We start from the raw sequence: 18,505 nt of genomic DNA, 5'->3' as shown, positions 1-18,505 counted from the left end.
TAGGCTTCTCGAACGGGCGCATCCAGAGCACGGCCGCACGCGGGCGGGTGCGCGGAAGCAAAGCTGGCGTGTGCCGGAGCCAGCCCGCGACTCCCTCCTCGCTCAGTTCTCGTCTTCGCCGAACAGCGCCTTGATCTTGGCGACGTAGGGCTTCACCGCCTCGACGTTGCCCGGCAGAGGCTGGAAGCTCTCGAGCGCCGCGAACTGCTCGTCAAGGTCCTTCAGGGCCGCCTGCTTCTCGTCTTCGGAGAGCGCCGCGTCGTTCTGGATCTCGGCTTGAACCTTCTTCTTCTCCTCGGCGAGGTCGGTGTCGCCGCCTTCCGGGTCGCTTGCGCCGAAGGCGAGCAGCACCGACTGCGCCACGTCCGCCCAGTCGGAATAGGTCGCGAACTGGTGCTTCTTCAGGATCGCGTCGATCTCGGCCTTGGCCTCGGGCTTGTCGAGATAGCTCGCGAGCGCGCCGATCGGATCTTCGGCCTCGCCCACCTCGGCTTCGTCGCTCTCCGGCTGGTCGGTGCTGTTTTCCTGCGCCTTGGTCTGGGGGTTCTGCGCCGCCAGCTTCTCGCGCAGCTTGTCGAACTCCGGCCACGCGGCGAGGAAGCTCTCGACCAGCTTGCCGTTGAGCGGCACCTGCTTCGGCTCGACGTCGCCGGTCTGCTCGACGGCGGCGCTCGGCTGCTCTTGGGCCCAGGCCGGGGCCACGGAGGCGCCCAGCGTCATGCCGGCGAAAACGGCGGCCCGCAGCAGGCGGCTCGCAGCGACGATGTTCATTTCGGACGTCCTCCGGAAGACGCGGGCGCCTCCTTGGGGTCTTGCGCGCCGCGGCCCGACCGGCGAAAGCCTCGCCTGCCTGGACCTCGACGCGCCCGACATGCGGGCAGGCTTTGTCGATTCGGGACTATGACGGGACAATGGGGACGCCACCATGACGGAAATGCCACGCCCGACGTCCGATCTCGCTCCTCGCATGACAATCGCCGACATGCAGGCGTTCCTGGATGCGGAGTTTCCGCAGATCCGGCTCGGGGTGGACTACGCGATCGAGGCGGTGGGCCACGGCTCCGCGCGCATGCGGCTGATCTACGCCGAACGGCATCTTCGGCCCGGCGGCACGATCTCGGGACCTGCGATGATGGCGCTCGCGGACGTCGCGCTCTACGTCGCGCTGCTCGGCGCGATCGGGCCGGTGAAGCTCGCCGTCACCACCAACTTCTCCGTCAACTTTCTCAAGCGGCCGGACCCTCGCGACCTGATCGCGCACTGCCGCTATCTCAAGATCGGCCGCGGCCTCGCGGTGGGTGAGGCCGAACTGCGCTCCGACGGCGAGGACGAGGCGGTGGCGCATGTGGTCGCGACCTACTCCATCCCGCCGCGCGGATGACCGCCACACGACGGCTGAAACCACTCTCCCTGTACGACCACAGAGGAGGTTATATGATACCCTTTTTGTAAGTACCTGATTTTGACTGGTTTTTCCTCCTACGCGTGAGTTGATTTTTTCCACTGCGTTCGGTATCACCAGCCCGTCGCGCCAGACCCCGTCCGGCGCGCTTTCGTTTTCAATCGAGGTTCACCCCATGCGCCCCCAGCTGGCCCGCTCTTATGTGGCCAAACCGGCCGAGGTCGAGAAGAAGTGGGTCGTGATCGACGCGAAGGGCCTGGTCGTGGGCCGCCTTGCGTCCGTGATCGCGATGCGTCTTCGCGGCAAGCACAAGCCGACCTTCACCCCCCACGTGGACGACGGCGACAACGTCATCGTCATCAACGCCGCCCAGGTGGTGTTCACGGGCAAGAAGCGTCAGGACAAGCCCTACTACTGGCACACCGGCTATCCCGGCGGCATCAAGGAGCGCAAGGCGCACCAGATCCTCGACGGCCGTTTCCCGGAGCGCGTGGTGGAGAAGGCGGTCGAGCGCATGCTCCCGCGTGGTCCCCTCGGCCGCAAGCAGCTCGGCAATCTCCGCGTCTACGGCGGCGAGACCCATCCGCATGAAGCCCAGCAGCCGGCGCCGCTCGACGTCGCGGCCCTGAACAGCAAGAACAGCCGGAGCGCCTGAGTCATGGCCGAGAACATCCAGTCGCTCAGCGACCTCGGCGGCGCGCTCACTGCGTCCGCCCCCGACGCCCCGAAGTACGAGAAGAAGGTCGACCAGTTCGGCCGCGCCTACGCCACTGGCAAGCGCAAGGACGCGGTCGCCCGCGTTTGGATCCGCCCCGGTTCGGGCCGCATCGAGATCAACAAGCGCTCGCTCGAGGTCTACTTCGCCCGCCCGGTGCTGCGCATGATCCTGCAGCAGCCGCTCGACGTGGTGAACCGCAAGGGCCAGTACGACGTCACTGTCACGGTCGCCGGCGGCGGCCTCTCCGGCCAGGCCGGCGCGGTGCGCCACGGCCTGTCGAAGGCCCTCACCTACTTCGAGCCGGAGCTGCGCGGCGCCCTTAAGAAGGGCGGCTTCCTGACCCGCGACAGCCGCGTGGTCGAGCGCAAGAAGTACGGCCGCGCCAAGGCGCGTCGGAGCTTCCAGTTCTCGAAGCGCTGATCGCAGGCCTTCGGTCTCTGCAGATGGAAAAGGCGGGCTCAGGCCCGCCTTTTTTGTGCTCTCCGCCGGACGTCGCGCTGGGGCGGAGCGCCCGCCCGCTCAGCCGCGTCCCAGCGCCCGCAGGCCTAGAAACGGTGTGCCGGCGAGCAGCGCGTCGACCGCGGCGCGCGTCTGGAAATGGCCGTTCAGCGAGACCCGCGGCAGCGCCGTCGGCGTCGCGGCGTGACGCTTGAACAGGTGCCCCGGCCGCGTCGTGACGGCGGTGACGAAGCCGAGGTCGCGCGCGATGTCGTACTCCCGCGGGCCCGCCGCCGAGAGATCTCCGACGGGATAGGCGAAATGCGCCGGCGCTTCGCCGAGCTTGAGCCGGATCGCCTCGCGGCTGTCCGCCATCTCGGCGCGCGCCGCGTCCTCCGGATGCTTCGCCAGCATCGGGTGGGTGACGGTGTGGGCGCCGATCGCGACCAGGGGATTCTTCGCGACCTCCTTCAGTTCGTCCCAGCGCATGCAGAGATCGCGCGCGAAGCCGAACACGTCGACGCCCTGCTCTTCCGCCAGCCGGCGAACCTCGGACCGCAGCCGTTCCTCCGGACCTGAGCGCAGCCGCCAGTAGATCGCGTCCCACGCCGCCGCCTTCTCCTGCGCGGAGAAGGTGGACAGCACCGCCTCGCCCCGCCCGAGATCCACGACGACGCGGCGCGCGCGGACCAGCGCCTCCTCCAGCGCCAGCCACCAGATCTCGGCCTCGCCCTCGGCGAAGGCCGACGCGACATAGAGGGTGGCGGGCGCGCCATGCCGCTCAAGCACCGGCAGCGCGAAGTCGCGCACGTCGCGGTAGCCGTCGTCGAAGGTCACGTGCAGGAAGGGGCGCAGCGAGACGCCGACCGAGACCCGTCGCCACGCCTCGTCGAGCGACACGAAATCGAAGCCCAGCGTGCGCGCGCGGGCGAGCGCGTCGTCGAGGAACTCGGGCGTGACTTCGAGCAGCCGGTTGGGCGCGAAGGCGCGCTCCCGCCACGGGCGCACGTGGTGCAGCGTCAGCACGACGCCTAGCCCCCGCGCGCGCCGCGCCAGCCAGCTGTTGGCGCGGCTCGCGTGAAGCCCGGCGAACGCCGCGCGAAAGGCCGCTGTCCTCACGCCCGCCATGCGTCCCCCTCGAATCGCCCGTGCTGATCTTCGCCCAATTTGGTGAACGGCCGGTTCATACGGCGACCTCCGTCACGGCGATCGTCCGTCGATCTTGCGGCGACCGGCCAATACTCAGCGGACGAAGTACAGTTAACCACATATGAAAATACAAGTTTGGAAATAGATCAAGATTTACACGGTTGTTTTTAGCCGATGTATATATTTGTGCGCGATAACGTCCCTGCAGGTCGTTTCGCCGGGAGTTGCTCGCCCATGCACGCACGCCGTCTCAGGACATGGATCGCCGACTTCCGCCGCGACAGCCGTGGCGTGACCGCGATCGAGTTCGCGATGGTCGGCCCCGTGCTGGTGCTGTTCATCGTCGGCACCATCGAGACCGGCCTGTTGCTCACGGCGCAGCAGGTGCTAGACGACGCCACGTTCGCAGGCGCGCGAACCACGAAGACCGGGTACACGGCCACCAACTCGACGCAGGCCGCAACCATCACCGCTGCGATCAAGAAGGCCGCCGAGTCCTATCTGGACCCGAGTAAGATCGTCGTCACGAGCCTCGCCTACGAAGATCTCAGCAAGATCGGCGTGGCCGAGGACTTCGTCGACACGAACAAGAACGGCAAGTGGGACACGGGCGAAACGTTCACCGATACGAACGGCAACGGAAAGTGGGACGCCGACCGAGGCCGCGCCGGCGCGGGCCAGAGCGGCGAGATCGTCGTGTTCAAGGCGACATACTCCTGGACCGTGCGCACCCCTGTGGTCGCGCGCTGGATGAACGCGAACGCCCCCATCACCCTGACGTCGCGCACCGTCGTGAAGAACGAGCCCTACTGATGCGTTCACGCCTGCTCAGCGCTTTCGGAGCTTTCGCCAAGCGCGTCGGCCGCTCGGAAGATGGCGTGGCCGCCACGGAGGTCGCCCTCGCCGCCCCCGTTCTCCTGTTGCTGCTGCTCGGCGGGTACGACGTAGGGCGCTATGTCCTGATCCACAAGAAAGTGGCGCAGGTCGGCTTCGCCGTCTCGGACGTCACCTCGCAGTACACGGCCTTGACGAAGGACGCCATGACGCTGGTGTTCATGACCACCGGCCAGATCCTTCCGGGCTACGTTTCGGGATCCACCGGCGTCACCATCGTGACGTCCGTCTATCTCAGCGGAACTCAGCCGAAGGTCAGCTGGCAATGCTACAGCACCGCCACCAGCGCCTGGACAAGCAAAATCGGCGTCGCCGGTGGAAACGCCGCCATTTCAGCCGCACTTCTATCGGACACCAAAGATAATCTAATTATAGCAGAAGTATATTATAAATTTTCGCCAATATTCAGCACCTTTTTCAAATCGAGCTCAGACATCTATAGCCAATCCCTGTTCCGGCCGCGCCTTGGCGCGCTTACCACGAAACCATGCTGACGCCATGTCAAATCCCCCTCGCCTGTCGTTCCTCACTCGCTTCCGCCGTTCTGAAGACGGCGCGGCGATGCCGCTCATCGGGCTCTCCGCCTTCGCCATGCTCGGCGCCATGGGGCTTTCGCTCGACGCCGGCCGTGGCGTGGTCGCGCGGGCGCGGCTCGTCAACGCCCTCGACGCCGCCGGCCTTGCGGTCGGCGCCCGCGTCAGCACGTCGGACTACGACGGCGACGCGCTGAAATTTGTCCAGAGCAACTTCGCGGCCGGCTACGACAACGCGACGGTGACCTCCGTCAAGACGACCGTGTCGTCCGACAAATCGCTCGTCACGCTGACGGCGACCGCGTCGCTGCCGACGACCTTCATGCAGCTGTTCGGTACGAAGACGATGAACGTCACCGCCTACACGGAGATCACCCGTGCGGTGACCGGAATCGAACTCGCCCTCGTGCTCGACAACACGGGCTCGATGTCCGGAAGCATAGCGTCGTTGAAGTCGGCGGCAAATGACCTTGTGGACTCCATATTCGCGGGGAAATCAACGACCAACAATATATATGTTGGGCTAGTGCCCTTCTCCCAGACCGTAAATATCGGGACGTCGAATACCAGTTGGCTCAAGACCGGCGCCGTGGCCGCTCTCGACTGGGGGACGACATCCTGGGGGGGCTGCGTGGAAGAGCGCTCGAACGGATATGACCAGACCGACGATGCGCCGAAGACTGCCGCCACCCGCTTCGCACCTTATTACTCGCCAGACGATGACGCAGATCCTCACCTCAATAACTGGATCACGACCAGCAGCAACTGGAAAAACGGCCAATGGGTGACCACCAAATCTTATACCATCAACTCTTCGAAGGGCCCTAACATCAACTGTCCTTCAGAAATCACCCCGATGACCCCCGTAAAGACGACCATAAAAAGCGGCATCAGCAAGATGACCGCGGTGGGCGCGACACACATCAATATGGGCGCGGTCTGGGGCTGGCGGATGCTGTCGCCGAGCTGGCGGGGTACTTGGGCGGGAGACATGGCGACCTATAGCCTGCCGCTCGATTACGGAACGAAGCGAATGACGAAGGCCGCCGTCATTATGACCGACGGCGATAACACGCTCTACGACGGACTCTACACGGCCTACGGCTATCCAAGCGAGGGGCGCCTTGGCGTCACGTCCGCATCCGCCGGCGAGCCCAAGCTTGACGCGCGCCTCACGGCGGTCTGCGGTAAAATGAAAGCTGCCGGAATAACGGTCTTCACCGTCGCCTTCAATAATCCTGCCAGCGCCACCAAGACCTTGATGCAAAACTGCGCCACCAGCACCTCGTACTACTTCGACGCCGGCAACTCGACCTCTCTCGCCAACGCCTTCAAGACCATCGGGGACACGCTGTCCAATCTCCGCGTGAGCAAGTGATGGACCGCGGCGCGCTAGCGCGGCCTTAACTTCGACGTGCGTTCGTCGGAGCGAGAAACTGGATCGGACCCCAGCATGACCAGCGTCGACATGATTGAGGGACGCCCACTGTTTCGCAGCGCGGGCGCTGCCGCCGGCGCTGCTTTCGCGTCGATCGAGATCCACCGCGACGTCGCGGCCGTCGAGCCGCTCTGGACCGATCTGCTTGGCCGCTCCCTCGCCACGCCCTACCAGACCCCCGCGTTCCTCCGAGCGTGGAGCGATCACGCCGCGGAGCATGAGCGGACGGCGCCGCTGATCGCGGTCGCGCGCGACGGGGACGGGGCGGCGGTCGCCCTGCTGCCCTTCGGCCTGCGCCGGTCGTTCGGGGTCACGACCGCTGCGTTCCTCGGCGGCACGCACGTCAACTACAACATGCCCGTCGTCCGCCGCGACCGGCTCGCCGCCTTCGACGCCGGCGAGGTCGCGCGTCTGATCCGCGAGACCGCGCGAGCCGGCGCCGTGGACCTGTTCGTCCTGCGCAACCAGCCGATGGCGTGGAACGGCTTTCCAAACCCCTTCGCGGCGCTGCCCCGCCAGGCGGCGCCGGACGAAGGCTACAGCGGCCCTCTGGCCGAAAGCCTCGAGTTGCACCTCAAGCGCTTCGTCTCCGCCAAGACGCGCTCCGCGCAGCGTCGCAAGATGCGCCGGTTCGAAGAGCAGGGCGTGGTGCGGCTCTACCGCGCCGAAAGCGCCGACGACCGCGAACGCGTGCTCGAGGCCTACTTCCGCCAGAAGGCCCAGCGCCTCGGCGCCCGCGGCGTCGACAATCCCTTCGCCGTGCCGGGCGTCGACCGGTTCATTCGGGCAGCCGCCGGCCTGGACGGCGCCGGGCGCACCGTCGACCTCTACGGCTTCGACCTCGACGAACAGGTCATCGCCACTTTCGCGGTGATCTGCGACGCCGACCGGATGTGCGGCATGTTCAACTCGATCACGAGCGGCGATCCCGCCCGCTACAGCCCCGGCGAGCTGCTGCTGAACTTCATGGTCGAAGACGCGATCACCCGCGGCATGACCCGGTTCGACCTCGGCGTCGGCGCGGCGGCCTACAAGCAGATGTACTGCCCCGACAGCGAACCTCTGTTCGATTCGATCTTCGGCGTCAGCGCTCTGGGACGCGCGGTCGCGGCGGCGGCGGCGGCAAAGACCGCCGCCAAGGCGCGCATCAAGGCGAATCCGACCGCCTACGGTCTGGTCGAGAGGCTCCGCAAACTCCGGGCGAAGCCCGTGGCCGCGACGGAGACCTCCGAGGCCAAGGAGCCCGTCGACTGAACGCGCCGGGCCCTTTCGCGGACGTCAGGCCGCCCTGACCGTCGCAAGGACGCTGTGGACCTCGGACCGCAAGGTCTCCGCCTGGTGGGCGAGCTCGCCGGACGCCAAGAGGAGCTGGGAGGCGCCTGCGCCCCGCCTCGTCCGCCGCCCGCGCGACGTCGCCCACCCCGGACGATACGTCGTTCGCACCGCGCGAAGCTTCGGAAATCGCGACGACGATTTCGCGGGTCGTCGCGTTCTGTTGCTCGACCGCGACCGCGATCGCGCCGGCGATCTCGCTCAGGCCGTGTCCCGGCCGGCCTCGGGTTCGAAGGGCGACAGCTGCCGGTGGCCCGCAGCGCGCTCAGGCGGCGAGGCGCGACCCGTCGTCGGGGCCGATGTCGCGCTTGAGGAGAACCACGACGTCCTCGATGCCCGTCGCCTTCAGCCGGTCGTGAGCGTCGACCGTCGCGACGTCGCCGGCGCCGGTGTTGGAGACCAGGATCGCAGCCTCGCAATGCGGCGTGAAGGCGTCGGCGGCGCCGACTCCACCAGGCGTCGACAGCAGGACGAAATCGTAAGTGAGCGCGAGCGCTTCGAGCACCACGCCGAGGCGCCCCTGGGCGGCCGCGTCGAGCGACGCGTAGGCCGTCCCGCCCCGCGGCACCACGTGCACCCGCGAGCCGCGGTCGCGATGGATCGCCTGGGCGAAGGTCACCGAGCCTTCAAGCAGTTCGGCCAGGCCCGGCCCTGTGGCCTCGTCGCCGAGGCGCGGCGCGCCGCCCCCGGCGTCGACGGCGACGACGCGGCGGCCGGATTCGGACAGGATGCGCGCGAGATTGGTCGCGACGTCGTCGACGGACACGTCGGCGCGCGCGCCGGTCGCGAGGATCCGCAGCGCGCCGCTGGACGTCGGCATGGCCGCGAGCTGCCGGGCGAGCGCCGACACGAGGGCCGCGTCCGCGACCTCGATCGATTCCGCCCGCGAGGGCGTAAGGCCCGGCGGGGGCGGGGCCGCCGCCGGCGCGGCGGCCGTCTCCGTCGGCGTCTGGTAGGCCGCGCCCTGAAGCCGGCCGAACACGGGCGTCTCGCCCACCGCGGGCGGCGGCGGCGCGGCGTCCTCGTCTTCCGGGCGGCGGCCGGCCGCGCTGAACACCTCGGCGGTCGCGGCCGCGAACAGCGCCAGCACGAAGGCGCCGAGGGTCGCGAGCACGATGGTCGGAATCTTCTTGGGGAAGTAGGCCTCGCTTGGCGCCGCGGCCTTCGTGATGATGCGGGCGTCGGCCAGCAGCGCGTCGGGGTTGTCGCGCGCCGAGGTCTCGCGGTAGCGGGTCAGCATCTGCTCCAGCAGGTCGCGCTGGGTCCGCGCCTCGCGATCGAGCGCCCGAAGCTGGACGTCCTGGTCGTTCGCGGTGGCCGCGACCGACTTCTGGTCTTCGAGCCTGCCTTCGAGAGCCGCCACGCGGGCGCCGGCGGACTTGGCTTCGTTCTCGAAGGCGCGGGCAAGCTTCTCCGCCTCGGTGCGGATCGAGACGTCGAGGCCGGTGAGCTGCGCCGCGAGTTCGCGCATCCGCGGGTGCTGCGAGAGCAGCGTGCGGCCCTCGCTCGCGATCTGCGCGGCGAGCTGGGAGCGCTGCTGCACCAGCGAGCGGACGACGTCCGAGTTCGCGATGTCGAGCGCTTCCGCCGGCCGGCCCTGGCGCAGGAGGTCGCGGATGAGGTCGGCCTTCGCGCGGGCCTCGCCCTGCTGGGTGCGCGCCGAACCGAGCTGGGTGTTGATCTCGCCGAGCTGCTGGGCGGTGACGGTCGTGCCGCCGCCGCCGACGAGCAGTCCGGCCTTGGCGCGGAACGCCTCGACCTTGCCCTCGGCCTCGCTGACGCGGTCGCGCATCCGCTCGATCTCTTCGGAGAGATACTGGACGGCCTGGCGGTTCTGGTCGCGCTTCGCGCCGCGCTGGATGTCGAAATAGGCGTCCACGAAGCCGTTCGCGACGTTGGCGGCCCGGTCCGGGTTGGTGGAGACGAACTCGATCCCGATCACGCGGGCGCCGGACACCGGGTAGACGGACAGGTTCTTGGCGACCTTGTCGACCACCTGCTCGCGCACCGGCTGATCGCCGTCCACGTCGCCCAGACCGACCAGCCCGACGAGCTTCTGCAGGAACGAACCGTCGCCGGCGGAAAACTCCTTGTCCCGGCCGAGATCGAGCTTGGCCGCGACCTGGCGCACGAGATCGCGCGACTGGATCAGCTGGACCTGGGTGGCGACCGCCTGCTCGTCGGGCAGCTGGGGCGCCTGCCCGCCGCCGCCGGGCGCGAGCTGGTCGCGGTTCTCGATCAGAACCAGCGCGGTCGCCCGGTAGTAGGGGCTGGTGAGCTCAACGAACAGGAAGGCGAGCACGGCGACGACGAGCGCGGGCCCGAGGATCCAGAACCTGCGGCGCCACAGCCCACGGCCAAGCGCGCGCAGATCGATCTCTCCCCCAACGGGGCGATCGTCCTCCGCCGCGGTGCTCGTTCGGTTGGACATGTCCGTTCCCGATTCCTGATCGAAGGCGTTTGTTGCAGTCAGAAAGCCATCGTTATGGTTGCCGCATGGTTAACTCGCCGCGGGCATGTTCACCGGAAGACAACCGATTGTTAACCCTACTGGGCGTAACGAAGCGTAAACCTTCAACGCGAGGCTCGCTTAGCCGATGTCGACCCGCCTCACGCTCACCCTGTCGTTCGCCGCCGCGCTGCTCGGAGCCTGCTCCAGCCCGCGGGCGGTGCCCCCGCCGCTCGCAGCGGCCTTCGACGAACCCTACGTGCTCGCCACCGGCGACCGGTTGCGCGTCAGCGTCTTCGGCCAGCCCAACCTCTCGAACAGCTACACGGTGGAGGCCGACGGCCAGATCGCTATGCCGCTGGTCGGCCGCTACGCGGTGGTGAACAAGACGCCCGACCAGGTCCGCACCGGGCTCGAAGCCAAGCTCAAGAGCGGATTCCTGCGTGACCCCAGCGTCTCCGTCGAGATCGAGGGCTACCGGCCGTTCTACATCCTCGGCGAGGTCAACAGCGCCGGGCAGTACCCCTACGTCGTCGGAATGACGGCTGAGAACGCGGTCGCGATCGCCAGCGGCTTCTCGCCGCGGGCCGAGAAAAAGAAGGTCGAGCTCACCCGCCGCCACGGCGACCGGGTGTTCAAGGCCGAAGTGCCGCTGACCTACCCCGTGCGCCCGGGCGACACCATCACGGTGGAGGAGCGCTGGTTCTAGTTGCGGTTTGAGGGTTTGAGCCTCAGCCCTCTCTGGCTCTCAGATCAAGTGCGTGCTTCGAGACGCCTCTCTTCAACAGGCTTCTCAGCATGAGGAGGTGCGAGGAAACTTAGTTGTCCTCATGCTGAGGAGCCTCGGCGAAGCCGAGGCGTCTCGAAGCACGCACTGGGATGTCGCGTCGCTCTAAGACGCGGCCCCGCCTACGCCGCCTTCTTCCCCGCCTCGGCAATTTTCACCAAATCGCGCAGCAGCTTGGCGGCGCCCTTCAGGCGCTTCTCGACCGTCGGCCACTCCCGCTTGAACACAATCTTCATGTCCGGCCGGACCTTGGCGTTCGGGCCTTCTTCGATCGCAATGTGGCGGACAAGGCCGTCCGGGTTCGCGAACGAATTCTCACGGAAGGCCAGCACCACGCCCTTCGGCCCGGCGTCGATCTTCTCCACGTTGGCGCGGCGGCAGAGCGCCTTGATGGCGGCGATCTCGAGAAGTTGCTTCACCTCGCTCGGCAGCGGGCCGAAGCGGTCGACCAGTTCGGCCGCGAAGGAATCGAGCCCCTCGTCGGTGTCGATCTCGGCGAGGCGCCGGTAAAGCGAGAGGCGGATCGCGAGGTCGCCGACGAACTCCTCGGGGATCATGACCGGCGCGCCGAGCGTGATCTGCGGCGACCACTGGTCGGCGACGACCTCGGCCCCGCCCTCCTTCAGGCTCTCGACCGCGTCCTCCAGCATCTGCTGGTAGAGTTCGTAGCCGACCTCGCGGATGTGGCCGGACTGCTCCTCGCCCAGCAGGTTGCCCGCCCCGCGGATGTCGAGGTCGTGGCTCGCCAGCTGGAAGCCGGCCCCAAGGCCCTCCAGCGACTGCAGCACCTTGAGCCGGCGTTCCGCGTTCACCGTCGGGGCCTTGTTGGCGGGCACTGTGAACAGCGCGTAGGCGCGCGTCTTAGCGCGGCCCACGCGGCCGCGGAGCTGATAGAGCGCGGCGAGGCCGAACATGTCGGCGCGGTAGACCACCAGCGTGTTGGCGTTCGGGATGTCGAGGCCGGATTCGACGATCGCGGTCGAGAGCAACACGTCGTAGCGGCCCTCATAGAAGTCGGTCATCGCCTGCTCGAGGTCGCCCGCCGCCATCTGGCCGTTGGCCACCACGAACTTCACCTCGGGCACCTGCGATTCGAGGAAGCTGCGGGCGGCGGCGAGGTCTTCGATGTGCGGGCAGACGAAGAATGACTGGCCGCCGCGGTAGCGCTCCCGCAGCAGCGCCTCGCGCACGATCAGCGGATCGAACGGCGCCACGAAGCTGCGCACCGCGAGGCGGTCGACCGGTGGCGTCGCGATCATGGAGAGCTCGCGCACGCCGGTCAGCGCCAGTTGCAGCGTCCGCGGGATCGGCGTGGCGGAGAGCGTCAGCACGTGCACCTCGGCCCTCAGCGTCTTCATCTTCTCCTTGTGACCGACGCCGAAGTGCTGCTCCTCGTCGACGATCACGAGCCCGAGGTCCTTGAACCCTATCCCCTTGCCCAGCAGCGCGTGGGTGCCGACCACGATGTCGACGTCGCCGGAGGCGAGGCCCTTCTTGGTCTCCGTCGTTTCCTTCTGGGACACAAAGCGCGAGGCCTGACGCACCTTCAGCGGCAGCCCGCGGAAGCGCTCGGCGAAGGTCTTGAAGTGCTGGCGGGCGAGCAGCGTGGTCGGCACGATGACCGCCACCTGCCGCCCGGTCATCGCCACCACGAAGGCGGCGCGCAGCGCGACCTCGGTCTTGCCGAAGCCGACGTCGCCGCAGATCAGCCGGTCCATCGGCCGGCCGGCGGCGAGATCGTCCAGCACCGCGTCGATCGCGGCCTGCTGGTCCTCGGTCTCGTCGTAGGGGAACCGCGCGCAGAACTCGTCGTAGAGCCCCTCCGGCGGCACCGCGCGCGGCGCCTCCTTGGTCATGCGCGCCGCGGCGATCTTGATCAGCTCGCCCGCCATCTCCCGGATGCGGTTCTTCAGGCGCGCCTTGCGCGACTGCCATCCCGCGCCGCCGAGCCGGTCGAGCACGGCCTCGGTCTCCTCGGAGCCGTAGCGCGTCAGCAGCTCGATGTTCTCGACGGGGAGGAACAGCTTGTCGTTGTTGGCGTAATGCAGCTCGACGCAGTCGTGCGGCGCGCCCGCGGCCTCGATGGTCTTCAGCCCCGCGAAGCGGCCGATGCCGTGGTCGACGTGCACCACGAGGTCGCCCGCGGCGAGACCGGCCGCTTCGGTGAGATAGTCCTGGGGGCGGCGGCGCTTGGCCTTCGCCCGCACAAGCCGGTCGCCCAGAATGTCCTGCTCGGCGACGACCACGACCTCGTCGGTCTCGAAGCCCTGCTCGAGCCCCAGCACGCCGAGCGCCACGGCGTCCTTCGGCAGCGCCATCGCGTCGCGCCAGCTCGCGACGTTGCGGGTCGCCTTCAGCCCGTGGTCGCCGAGCACGGTGCCGAGCCGGTCGCGCGCGCCTTCGCTCCAGGCGGCGACGACGACCCGCTTGCCGTCCTCCTTCAGCGCGCGGATGTGGGCCGCGACGGCGTCGAAGACGTTGGCGTTTTCGTCAGCGCGCTCGGCGGCGAAGCTGCGGCCGGCGCGGGCCCCGGCGTCGAACACGCGCCCGCCCTGCCCCTCCGGCAGCGAGAACGGCGTCAGCTTCAGCGGCGCCATCTCGTCGAGGCGCGCGCGCCACTCCGCGGGGGCGAGATAGAGCGCGTCGGGCTTCAGCGGCTTGTAGGCGCCGCCGCCCTTGTCCTGCTTCGCCTGCGTGACGCGGGCGTCGTAATAGTCCGCGATCAGCGCGAGACGCTCGCCCGCTGCGTCTTCGGCCAGAGGATCCAGCACGAAGCGGGCGTCGGCCAGATGGTCGAACAGCGTCGCCATGCCGTCGTGGAACAGAGGCGACCAGTGCTCGAGCCCGGCGTAGCGCCGGCCCTCGCTGATCGCGGCGTAGAGCTGGTCGTCGCGGCCCGGCGCCCCGAAGGTCGCGGCGTAGGACTGGCGGAAGCGCCGGATGGTGTCGGAGGTGAGCTGCACCTCGGACATCGGCACGAGGTCGAGCGCGCGGAGCTGGCCGGTGGAGCGCTGCGTCTCGGGATCGAACGGCCGGATCGACTCCAGCGTGTCGCCGAAGAAGTCGAGCCGGATCGGCTCGGCGTGGCCGGCGGGAAACAGATCCACGATGCCGCCGCGGATGGCGTACTCACCGTAGTCACGGACGGTCGAAGACCTAAAAAAGCCATTGATCTCAAGCCATTCGGCGAGAGCCTTAAGGTCGACCATGTTGCCAGGCGCGGCCGAGAAGCTCTGGCGCGCGACGCTTTCCGGGGTCGCGATCCGCTGGAGCGCGGCGTTGACGGTGGTCAGCACCAATCGCGGCGCGTCGCCGCCGCGGGTCCGCGCGAGGCGCGCGAGCGTGGTGGTGCGCTGGGCGACCACCGCCGCGTTCGGCGACACCCGGTCGTAGGGCTGGCAGTCCCAGGCGGGGAACACCAGCAGCTCCACGTCCGGCGCCATGAAGGCCAGCGCCCGTTCCAGCGCCGCAAGCCGCGCCCCGTCGCGCGCCACATGCACCACGCCGGGCGCGTCGTGCCGGCTGCCCCGCGCCGCGCGGGCGAGGTCGGCCAGGATCAGCGCGTCGAACCCGTCCGGCACATTGGTGACGGTGGCGGGGGCGAGGGTCAGCAGGGCGTCGGGCTTCAGGGTCATCGTTCCGGAAACATAAGCGGGGTCTTGTCCCGGCCTTGAGCCGGGACCCATAAACGCGGGACCCTGAAAGAAAAAGCGACGACGGCGGAATCCAATCTGAAACGACAGCGTTTCTGGGTCCCGGCTCGGGGCCGGGACAAGGGAGCGGCCGTCACCCAATGTGCTCGGTCGTCGGGAAGGCCTGGTGAAACGCCAGCAGGCGGCGGTAGACGGTCGTGTCGTAGTTTTTAGGAACAGCTTCGTTGCTCGAAATCCATGCGAACAGGTCACGGTCCGGAACCTCGATCAGCTCCTCGTAGACATCGAGCTCATCGTCGGTGAGCAGGTCGATCTCGGCGTCTGCGAACCGGCCCATCAGCAGGTCCATCTCACGCGTGCCCCGCCGCCAGGAGCGGTAGAGCGCACGGCGGCGGCGCGGGTCGAGACCCTCTCCGGTGCGTGTCGTGCCTGTCATCGCGGCCTCGCGGGTTGCTGGACGATCGTTCGATATATGTCCGCGCGGCCGAGGTCCTAGCAGCCACGGCGCCGCATGTCAGCTTTGAGAACGGCCGCCGGCATCCCGGACGGCCTTAGGCCGATCCGGGATCGTCGTCAGAAGAACGCAACCGCGGAGCTTTTGCCCCCAATGACGGGACGATCCCGGCTCTGCGCTTCGCTTCGGCCGGGATGACGGCGCCGCTGTCCCTTGCCTTCCCCGCCGGGCTCGGCTTTCCCTGAAACCGCATGCGCGATTCCCGGCTCGACCCCCTGTTCGCCGACGTGACCTCGCTGCCCGGCGTCGGGCCGAAGGTGGCGAAGGCGCTGACGCGCCTGCTTGGAAGCTCGGCCGGCGGCGGAGCGCCGCGCGTGGTGGACGCCCTGTTCCATGCGCCGACCGGCGCGATCGATCGCCGGGCGCGGCCCACGATCGCGGAGCTCATCCCCGGCGAGATTGCGACCGTCGAGGTTGTGGTCGAGCGCCACCAACCGGGACGTTCCCCTCGCGCGCCCCACCGCGTGGTGGTGGCGGACGCGACCGGCGCCATGACGCTCGTGTTCTTCAAGGCGCAAGAAGCGTACATCGAGCGCTTGCTGCCCCTCGGCGAAACCCGCTGGGTGTCCGGCAATCCCGAGCTGTTCGACGGAATGGTGCAGATGGTGCACCCCGCCCATGTGCTCGACGCCGAAGGCCTCGCCAAGCTGCCGCCGGTGGAGCCCACTTACCCGCTGGTCGAGGGGCTCAACCACAACCTCGTCGCCCGCATCGCCCGCGCGGCCTTCGACAGGCTCCCGGCGCTGCCCGAGTGGCAGGACGCGGCCTTCCTCACACGCCGCGGCTTCGCAAGCCTCACCGCCAGCCTGAACGCCCTTCATCGCCCGACGACCCCCGGCGACGTCTCCGCGGACGGGCCGGCGCTGACGCGCCTCGCTTACGACGAGGTCTTCGCCAACCAGCTCGCGCTGCAGATGGTGCGCGCGCACATGAAGCGGGCGAGCGGCCGGGCCACCACCGGCGACGGCCGGATCGCGGCGACGATCACCGCCGCCCTGCCCTTCGAGCTGACCGGCGCGCAGGCCCGCGCGCTCGACGCCATTCGCGCGGACCTCGCCGCCCCCATGCGCATGCTGCGGCTGCTGCAGGGCGACGTCGGGTCGGGGAAGACGGTGGTGGCGCTGCTTGCGGCGGCGGCCGCCGTCGAGGCCGGTCGGCAGGCCGCGCTGATGGCGCCCACCGAAATCCTCGCGCGCCAGCACCTGGCGACGCTAGAGCCCCTGGCGGCCGCCGGCGGCATGACGGTGGCGCTGTTGACGGGGCGCGAGAAGGGCCGCGAGCGGGCGGCGCTGCTCGAACGCCTCGCCGCGGGCGAGATCGATCTCCTGGTCGGCACCCATGCGCTGTTCCAGGACGAGGTCGCGTTCCACGATCTCGCGCTCGCGATCGTCGACGAGCAGCACAAGTTCGGCGTCCGTCAGCGGCTGGCGCTCGCCTCCAAGGGCAACGCCGTCGACGTGCTGGTGATGACCGCGACGCCGATCCCACGGACGCTGGTGCTTACCACCTTCGGCGACATGGACCACTCCGCGCTCGACGAGAAGCCGCCGGGACGGACGCCGATCGACACGCGTCTCGTCAGCCTCGACCGGCTGGACGAGACCATCGGCGCGATTGGCCGGGCCATCGACAAGGGCGCGCGGGTCTACTGGGTGTGCCCGCTGGTCGAGCAATCCGAGACGCTGGACGTCGCCGCCGTGGAAGACCGCTTCGCGAGCCTCGCGGAGTTCTTCCCCGGCCGGGTGGGCCTCGTGCACGGCAAGATGAAGGGCGCGGAGAAGGACGCCGCCGTCGCAGCCTTCGTCGAGGGCCGCGCCTCGATCCTGGTTGCGACCACGGTGATCGAGGTCGGCGTCAACGTGCCGGAGGCGACGATCATGGTGATCGAGCACGCCGAGCGCTTCGGCCTCGCGCAGCTCCACCAGCTCCGCGGCCGCGTCGGGCGCGGCGCCGAGCGCTCGACCTGTCTGCTGCTCTGGAAGGGACCGCTCGGCGAGACCGCGAAGTCCCGCCTGGAGACGCTGCGCGACACCGACGACGGCTTCGTCATCGCGGAGAAGGATTTGGAGCTGCGCGGCGAAGGCGAGGTGCTGGGCGCGCGGCAGTCCGGCATGGCCGTGTTCCGCTTCGCCCGCATGGAGCGTCATGCGGAGCTGGTCCGCATCGCCCACGACGACGCAGGGCTGGTGCTGGCGAGGGATCCGAACCTGACGTCCGAACGCGGCGCCGCGCTGCGGCTGCTGCTCCACCTGTTCGAGCGCGACGCCGCGGTGCGGTTGCTCCGGGCGGGATGAGCTGGACGTCATCCCGGACGGCCGAAGGCCGATCCGGGATCGTCAGCCGAATGAAGCGCCCTTCCGGGCCACGATCCCGGCTCGGCGGCTGGCGCCGCCGTCCGGGATGACGCTCAGCCCGCCGCGGGCGCCGCGATCTCGGGTTTCTCCCCGCCCGGCAGGTTCGGCGCGATCATCGGCGGCTCGGGCGGCGGCGCGCCGTTCGGCTGGATGATGCCCATGGACATGATGAGCTTGAAGGCGTCGTCGGTGGAGACGTCGATCTCGGTCACCTTCGAGGCCTCCATCATGACGAGGTAGCCGGTGGTCGGATTCGGGGTGCAGGGCACAAACAGGCAGAGGTGCTCCGGACCCGGAAGCCCCTCCGCCAGCGCGCCGCGCGCGGGCTCGGTGATGAAGCACAGCGACCACATCCCCGGCCCCGGCCATTCGATCAGGCCAACGCGGCGGAAGCTCGTGCCGTCCTGCTTGAACACGGTCTCGAAGATCTGCTTCACGCCCTTGTAGAGCGAGCGCACCACCGGCATGCGGTTCAGCACCTGCTCGCCCGACTGCACCACGGTGCGCCCGACAAGATTTGCGGTCAGGAAGCCGAGGATCGTGAGCCCGAGGAACGCCGCCAGCACGCCGAAGCCGGGCACCGCCACCGGCAGGTAGCTGTCGGGGTTCCAGGCCGGCGGAATCAGCGGCTTCACCCAGCCGTCGATCAGGCCGATCAGCCAGAGCGTGATCCAGATCGTGATCGCCACCGGCCCGGCCACCACCAGTCCGGTCAAGAAGTAGGTGCGAATGCGCGCCGCCCCCTTCGGCTTCGGCGCCGGTTGCGGCTCGGCCAGTGCGGCGAGCGTCGCGTCGAGCTTTTCCTTCATGCGCTCAGGCGCTCCGTGATCCGCGCGCGCTCCGG

15 protein-coding genes are annotated in these 18,505 nt (G+C 68.7%); 9 read left to right on the top strand and 6 right to left on the bottom strand.

The features are described 5' to 3' along the window. Window positions 1-102: 102 nt before the first annotated feature. Complete coding sequence (locus K244_RS0103005; protein ID WP_020184764.1) at window positions 103-771, bottom strand: hypothetical protein; 669 nt, start codon at window positions 769-771, stop codon at window positions 103-105. A gap of 196 nt (window positions 772-967) precedes the next feature. On the opposite strand from K244_RS0103005, the gene K244_RS0103000 reads away from it, so the two are divergent. From K244_RS0103000 to rpsI, 3 genes are all read left to right on the top strand, one after another. Then, window positions 968-1,381, top strand: a complete 414-nt coding sequence (locus K244_RS0103000; RefSeq protein WP_020184763.1) for a PaaI family thioesterase — start codon at window positions 968-970, stop codon at window positions 1,379-1,381. Window positions 1,382-1,577: 196 nt separating this feature from the next. Beyond that, window positions 1,578-2,057 (top strand): 50S ribosomal protein L13, encoded by a 480-nt coding sequence (rplM, locus tag K244_RS0102995; protein ID WP_020184762.1) that lies wholly within the window; start codon window positions 1,578-1,580, stop codon window positions 2,055-2,057. 3 nt (window positions 2,058-2,060) lie between these two features. Next, window positions 2,061-2,540: a 30S ribosomal protein S9 gene (rpsI, locus tag K244_RS0102990; protein ID WP_020184761.1), complete on the top strand. Its 480-nt coding sequence runs from the start codon at window positions 2,061-2,063 to the stop codon at window positions 2,538-2,540. A 99-nt stretch (window positions 2,541-2,639) separates the two neighbouring features. Here rpsI and K244_RS0102985 read toward each other — a convergent pair whose 3' ends face one another. Further along, window positions 2,640-3,686, bottom strand: coding sequence for a polysaccharide deacetylase family protein (locus K244_RS0102985; protein ID WP_020184760.1), 1,047 nt, complete (start codon window positions 3,684-3,686; stop codon window positions 2,640-2,642). Window positions 3,687-3,941: 255 nt separating this feature from the next. Here K244_RS0102985 and K244_RS0102980 point away from each other — a divergent pair, with 255 nt between their 5' ends. From K244_RS0102980 to K244_RS0102965, 4 genes are all read left to right on the top strand, one after another. Beyond that, window positions 3,942-4,520 carry a TadE/TadG family type IV pilus assembly protein gene (locus K244_RS0102980; protein ID WP_036305424.1) on the top strand — a complete coding sequence of 193 codons (579 nt, stop codon included), beginning with the start codon at window positions 3,942-3,944 and terminating at the stop codon, window positions 4,518-4,520. Further along, entirely contained in the window at window positions 4,520-5,095 is a 576-nt protein-coding gene (locus K244_RS0102975) for a TadE/TadG family type IV pilus assembly protein (protein ID WP_020184758.1), read from the top strand. The genes K244_RS0102980 and K244_RS0102975 overlap by 1 nt, the downstream gene beginning before the upstream one ends. Before the next feature lie 4 nt (window positions 5,096-5,099). Beyond that, window positions 5,100-6,512 carry a TadE/TadG family type IV pilus assembly protein gene (locus tag K244_RS0102970; protein ID WP_036305421.1) on the top strand — a complete coding sequence of 471 codons (1,413 nt, stop codon included), beginning with the start codon at window positions 5,100-5,102 and terminating at the stop codon, window positions 6,510-6,512. A 75-nt stretch (window positions 6,513-6,587) separates the two neighbouring features. Then, window positions 6,588-7,826, top strand: coding sequence for a GNAT family N-acetyltransferase (locus tag K244_RS0102965; RefSeq protein ID WP_020184756.1), 1,239 nt, complete (start codon window positions 6,588-6,590; stop codon window positions 7,824-7,826). 343 nt (window positions 7,827-8,169) lie between these two features. Here the strand turns inward: K244_RS0102965 and K244_RS0102955 are convergent, their stop codons facing one another. Next, entirely contained in the window at window positions 8,170-10,335 is a 2,166-nt protein-coding gene (locus tag K244_RS0102955; protein ID WP_020184754.1) for an exopolysaccharide transport family protein, read from the bottom strand. A gap of 166 nt (window positions 10,336-10,501) precedes the next feature. On the opposite strand from K244_RS0102955, the gene K244_RS0102950 reads away from it, so the two are divergent. After that, a complete protein-coding gene (locus tag K244_RS0102950) occupies window positions 10,502-11,062 on the top strand; it encodes a polysaccharide biosynthesis/export family protein (RefSeq protein WP_020184753.1) in 561 nt (186 codons plus the stop codon). 200 nt (window positions 11,063-11,262) lie between these two features. Here K244_RS0102950 and mfd read toward each other — a convergent pair whose 3' ends face one another. Beyond that, on the bottom strand, window positions 11,263-14,775 hold the full coding sequence (gene mfd / locus K244_RS0102945) for a transcription-repair coupling factor (RefSeq protein WP_020184752.1): 3,513 nt from the start codon (window positions 14,773-14,775) through the stop codon (window positions 11,263-11,265). 151 nt (window positions 14,776-14,926) lie between these two features. After that, on the bottom strand, window positions 14,927-15,229 hold the full coding sequence (locus tag K244_RS0102940; protein WP_020184751.1) for a succinate dehydrogenase assembly factor 2: 303 nt from the start codon (window positions 15,227-15,229) through the stop codon (window positions 14,927-14,929). Window positions 15,230-15,498: 269 nt separating this feature from the next. Between K244_RS0102940 and recG the strand changes: the two genes are divergently transcribed. Then, window positions 15,499-17,601: an ATP-dependent DNA helicase RecG gene (recG, locus tag K244_RS0102935; RefSeq protein ID WP_020184750.1), complete on the top strand. Its 2,103-nt coding sequence runs from the start codon at window positions 15,499-15,501 to the stop codon at window positions 17,599-17,601. Between the two features lie 113 nt (window positions 17,602-17,714). Here the strand turns inward: recG and K244_RS0102930 are convergent, their stop codons facing one another. Continuing rightward, window positions 17,715-18,470: a DUF502 domain-containing protein gene (locus tag K244_RS0102930; protein ID WP_020184749.1), complete on the bottom strand. Its 756-nt coding sequence runs from the start codon at window positions 18,468-18,470 to the stop codon at window positions 17,715-17,717. Window positions 18,471-18,505: the final 35 nt, after the last annotated feature.

The organism is Methylopila sp. 73B (genome assembly GCF_000526315.1).
In the GTDB taxonomy this organism is placed as follows: Bacteria; Pseudomonadota; Alphaproteobacteria; order Rhizobiales; family Methylopilaceae; genus Methylopila.
Note: the sequence above shows the minus strand (reverse complement) of the source record. Positions and strands in the feature narration are given on the sequence as shown.

Excerpts from the sequence above, each read along its gene's own strand:
- K244_RS0103005 (WP_020184764.1), bottom strand. The coding sequence starts at position 771 with ATGAACATCGTCGCTGCGAGCCGCCTGCTGCGGGCCGCCGTTTTCGCC.
- K244_RS0103000 (WP_020184763.1), top strand. The coding sequence starts at position 968 with ATGACAATCGCCGACATGCAGGCGTTCCTGGATGCGGAGTTTCCGCAG.
- rplM (WP_020184762.1), top strand. The coding sequence starts at position 1,578 with ATGCGCCCCCAGCTGGCCCGCTCTTATGTGGCCAAACCGGCCGAGGTC.
- rpsI (WP_020184761.1), top strand. The coding sequence starts at position 2,061 with ATGGCCGAGAACATCCAGTCGCTCAGCGACCTCGGCGGCGCGCTCACT.
- K244_RS0102985 (WP_020184760.1), bottom strand. The coding sequence starts at position 3,686 with ATGGCGGGCGTGAGGACAGCGGCCTTTCGCGCGGCGTTCGCCGGGCTT.
- K244_RS0102980 (WP_036305424.1), top strand. The coding sequence starts at position 3,942 with ATGCACGCACGCCGTCTCAGGACATGGATCGCCGACTTCCGCCGCGAC.
- K244_RS0102975 (WP_020184758.1), top strand. The coding sequence starts at position 4,520 with ATGCGTTCACGCCTGCTCAGCGCTTTCGGAGCTTTCGCCAAGCGCGTC.
- K244_RS0102970 (WP_036305421.1), top strand. The coding sequence starts at position 5,100 with ATGTCAAATCCCCCTCGCCTGTCGTTCCTCACTCGCTTCCGCCGTTCT.
- K244_RS0102965 (WP_020184756.1), top strand. The coding sequence starts at position 6,588 with ATGACCAGCGTCGACATGATTGAGGGACGCCCACTGTTTCGCAGCGCG.
- K244_RS0102955 (WP_020184754.1), bottom strand. The coding sequence starts at position 10,335 with ATGTCCAACCGAACGAGCACCGCGGCGGAGGACGATCGCCCCGTTGGG.
- K244_RS0102950 (WP_020184753.1), top strand. The coding sequence starts at position 10,502 with ATGTCGACCCGCCTCACGCTCACCCTGTCGTTCGCCGCCGCGCTGCTC.
- mfd (WP_020184752.1), bottom strand. The coding sequence starts at position 14,775 with ATGACCCTGAAGCCCGACGCCCTGCTGACCCTCGCCCCCGCCACCGTC.
- K244_RS0102940 (WP_020184751.1), bottom strand. The coding sequence starts at position 15,229 with ATGACAGGCACGACACGCACCGGAGAGGGTCTCGACCCGCGCCGCCGC.
- recG (WP_020184750.1), top strand. The coding sequence starts at position 15,499 with ATGCGCGATTCCCGGCTCGACCCCCTGTTCGCCGACGTGACCTCGCTG.
- K244_RS0102930 (WP_020184749.1), bottom strand. The coding sequence starts at position 18,470 with ATGAAGGAAAAGCTCGACGCGACGCTCGCCGCACTGGCCGAGCCGCAA.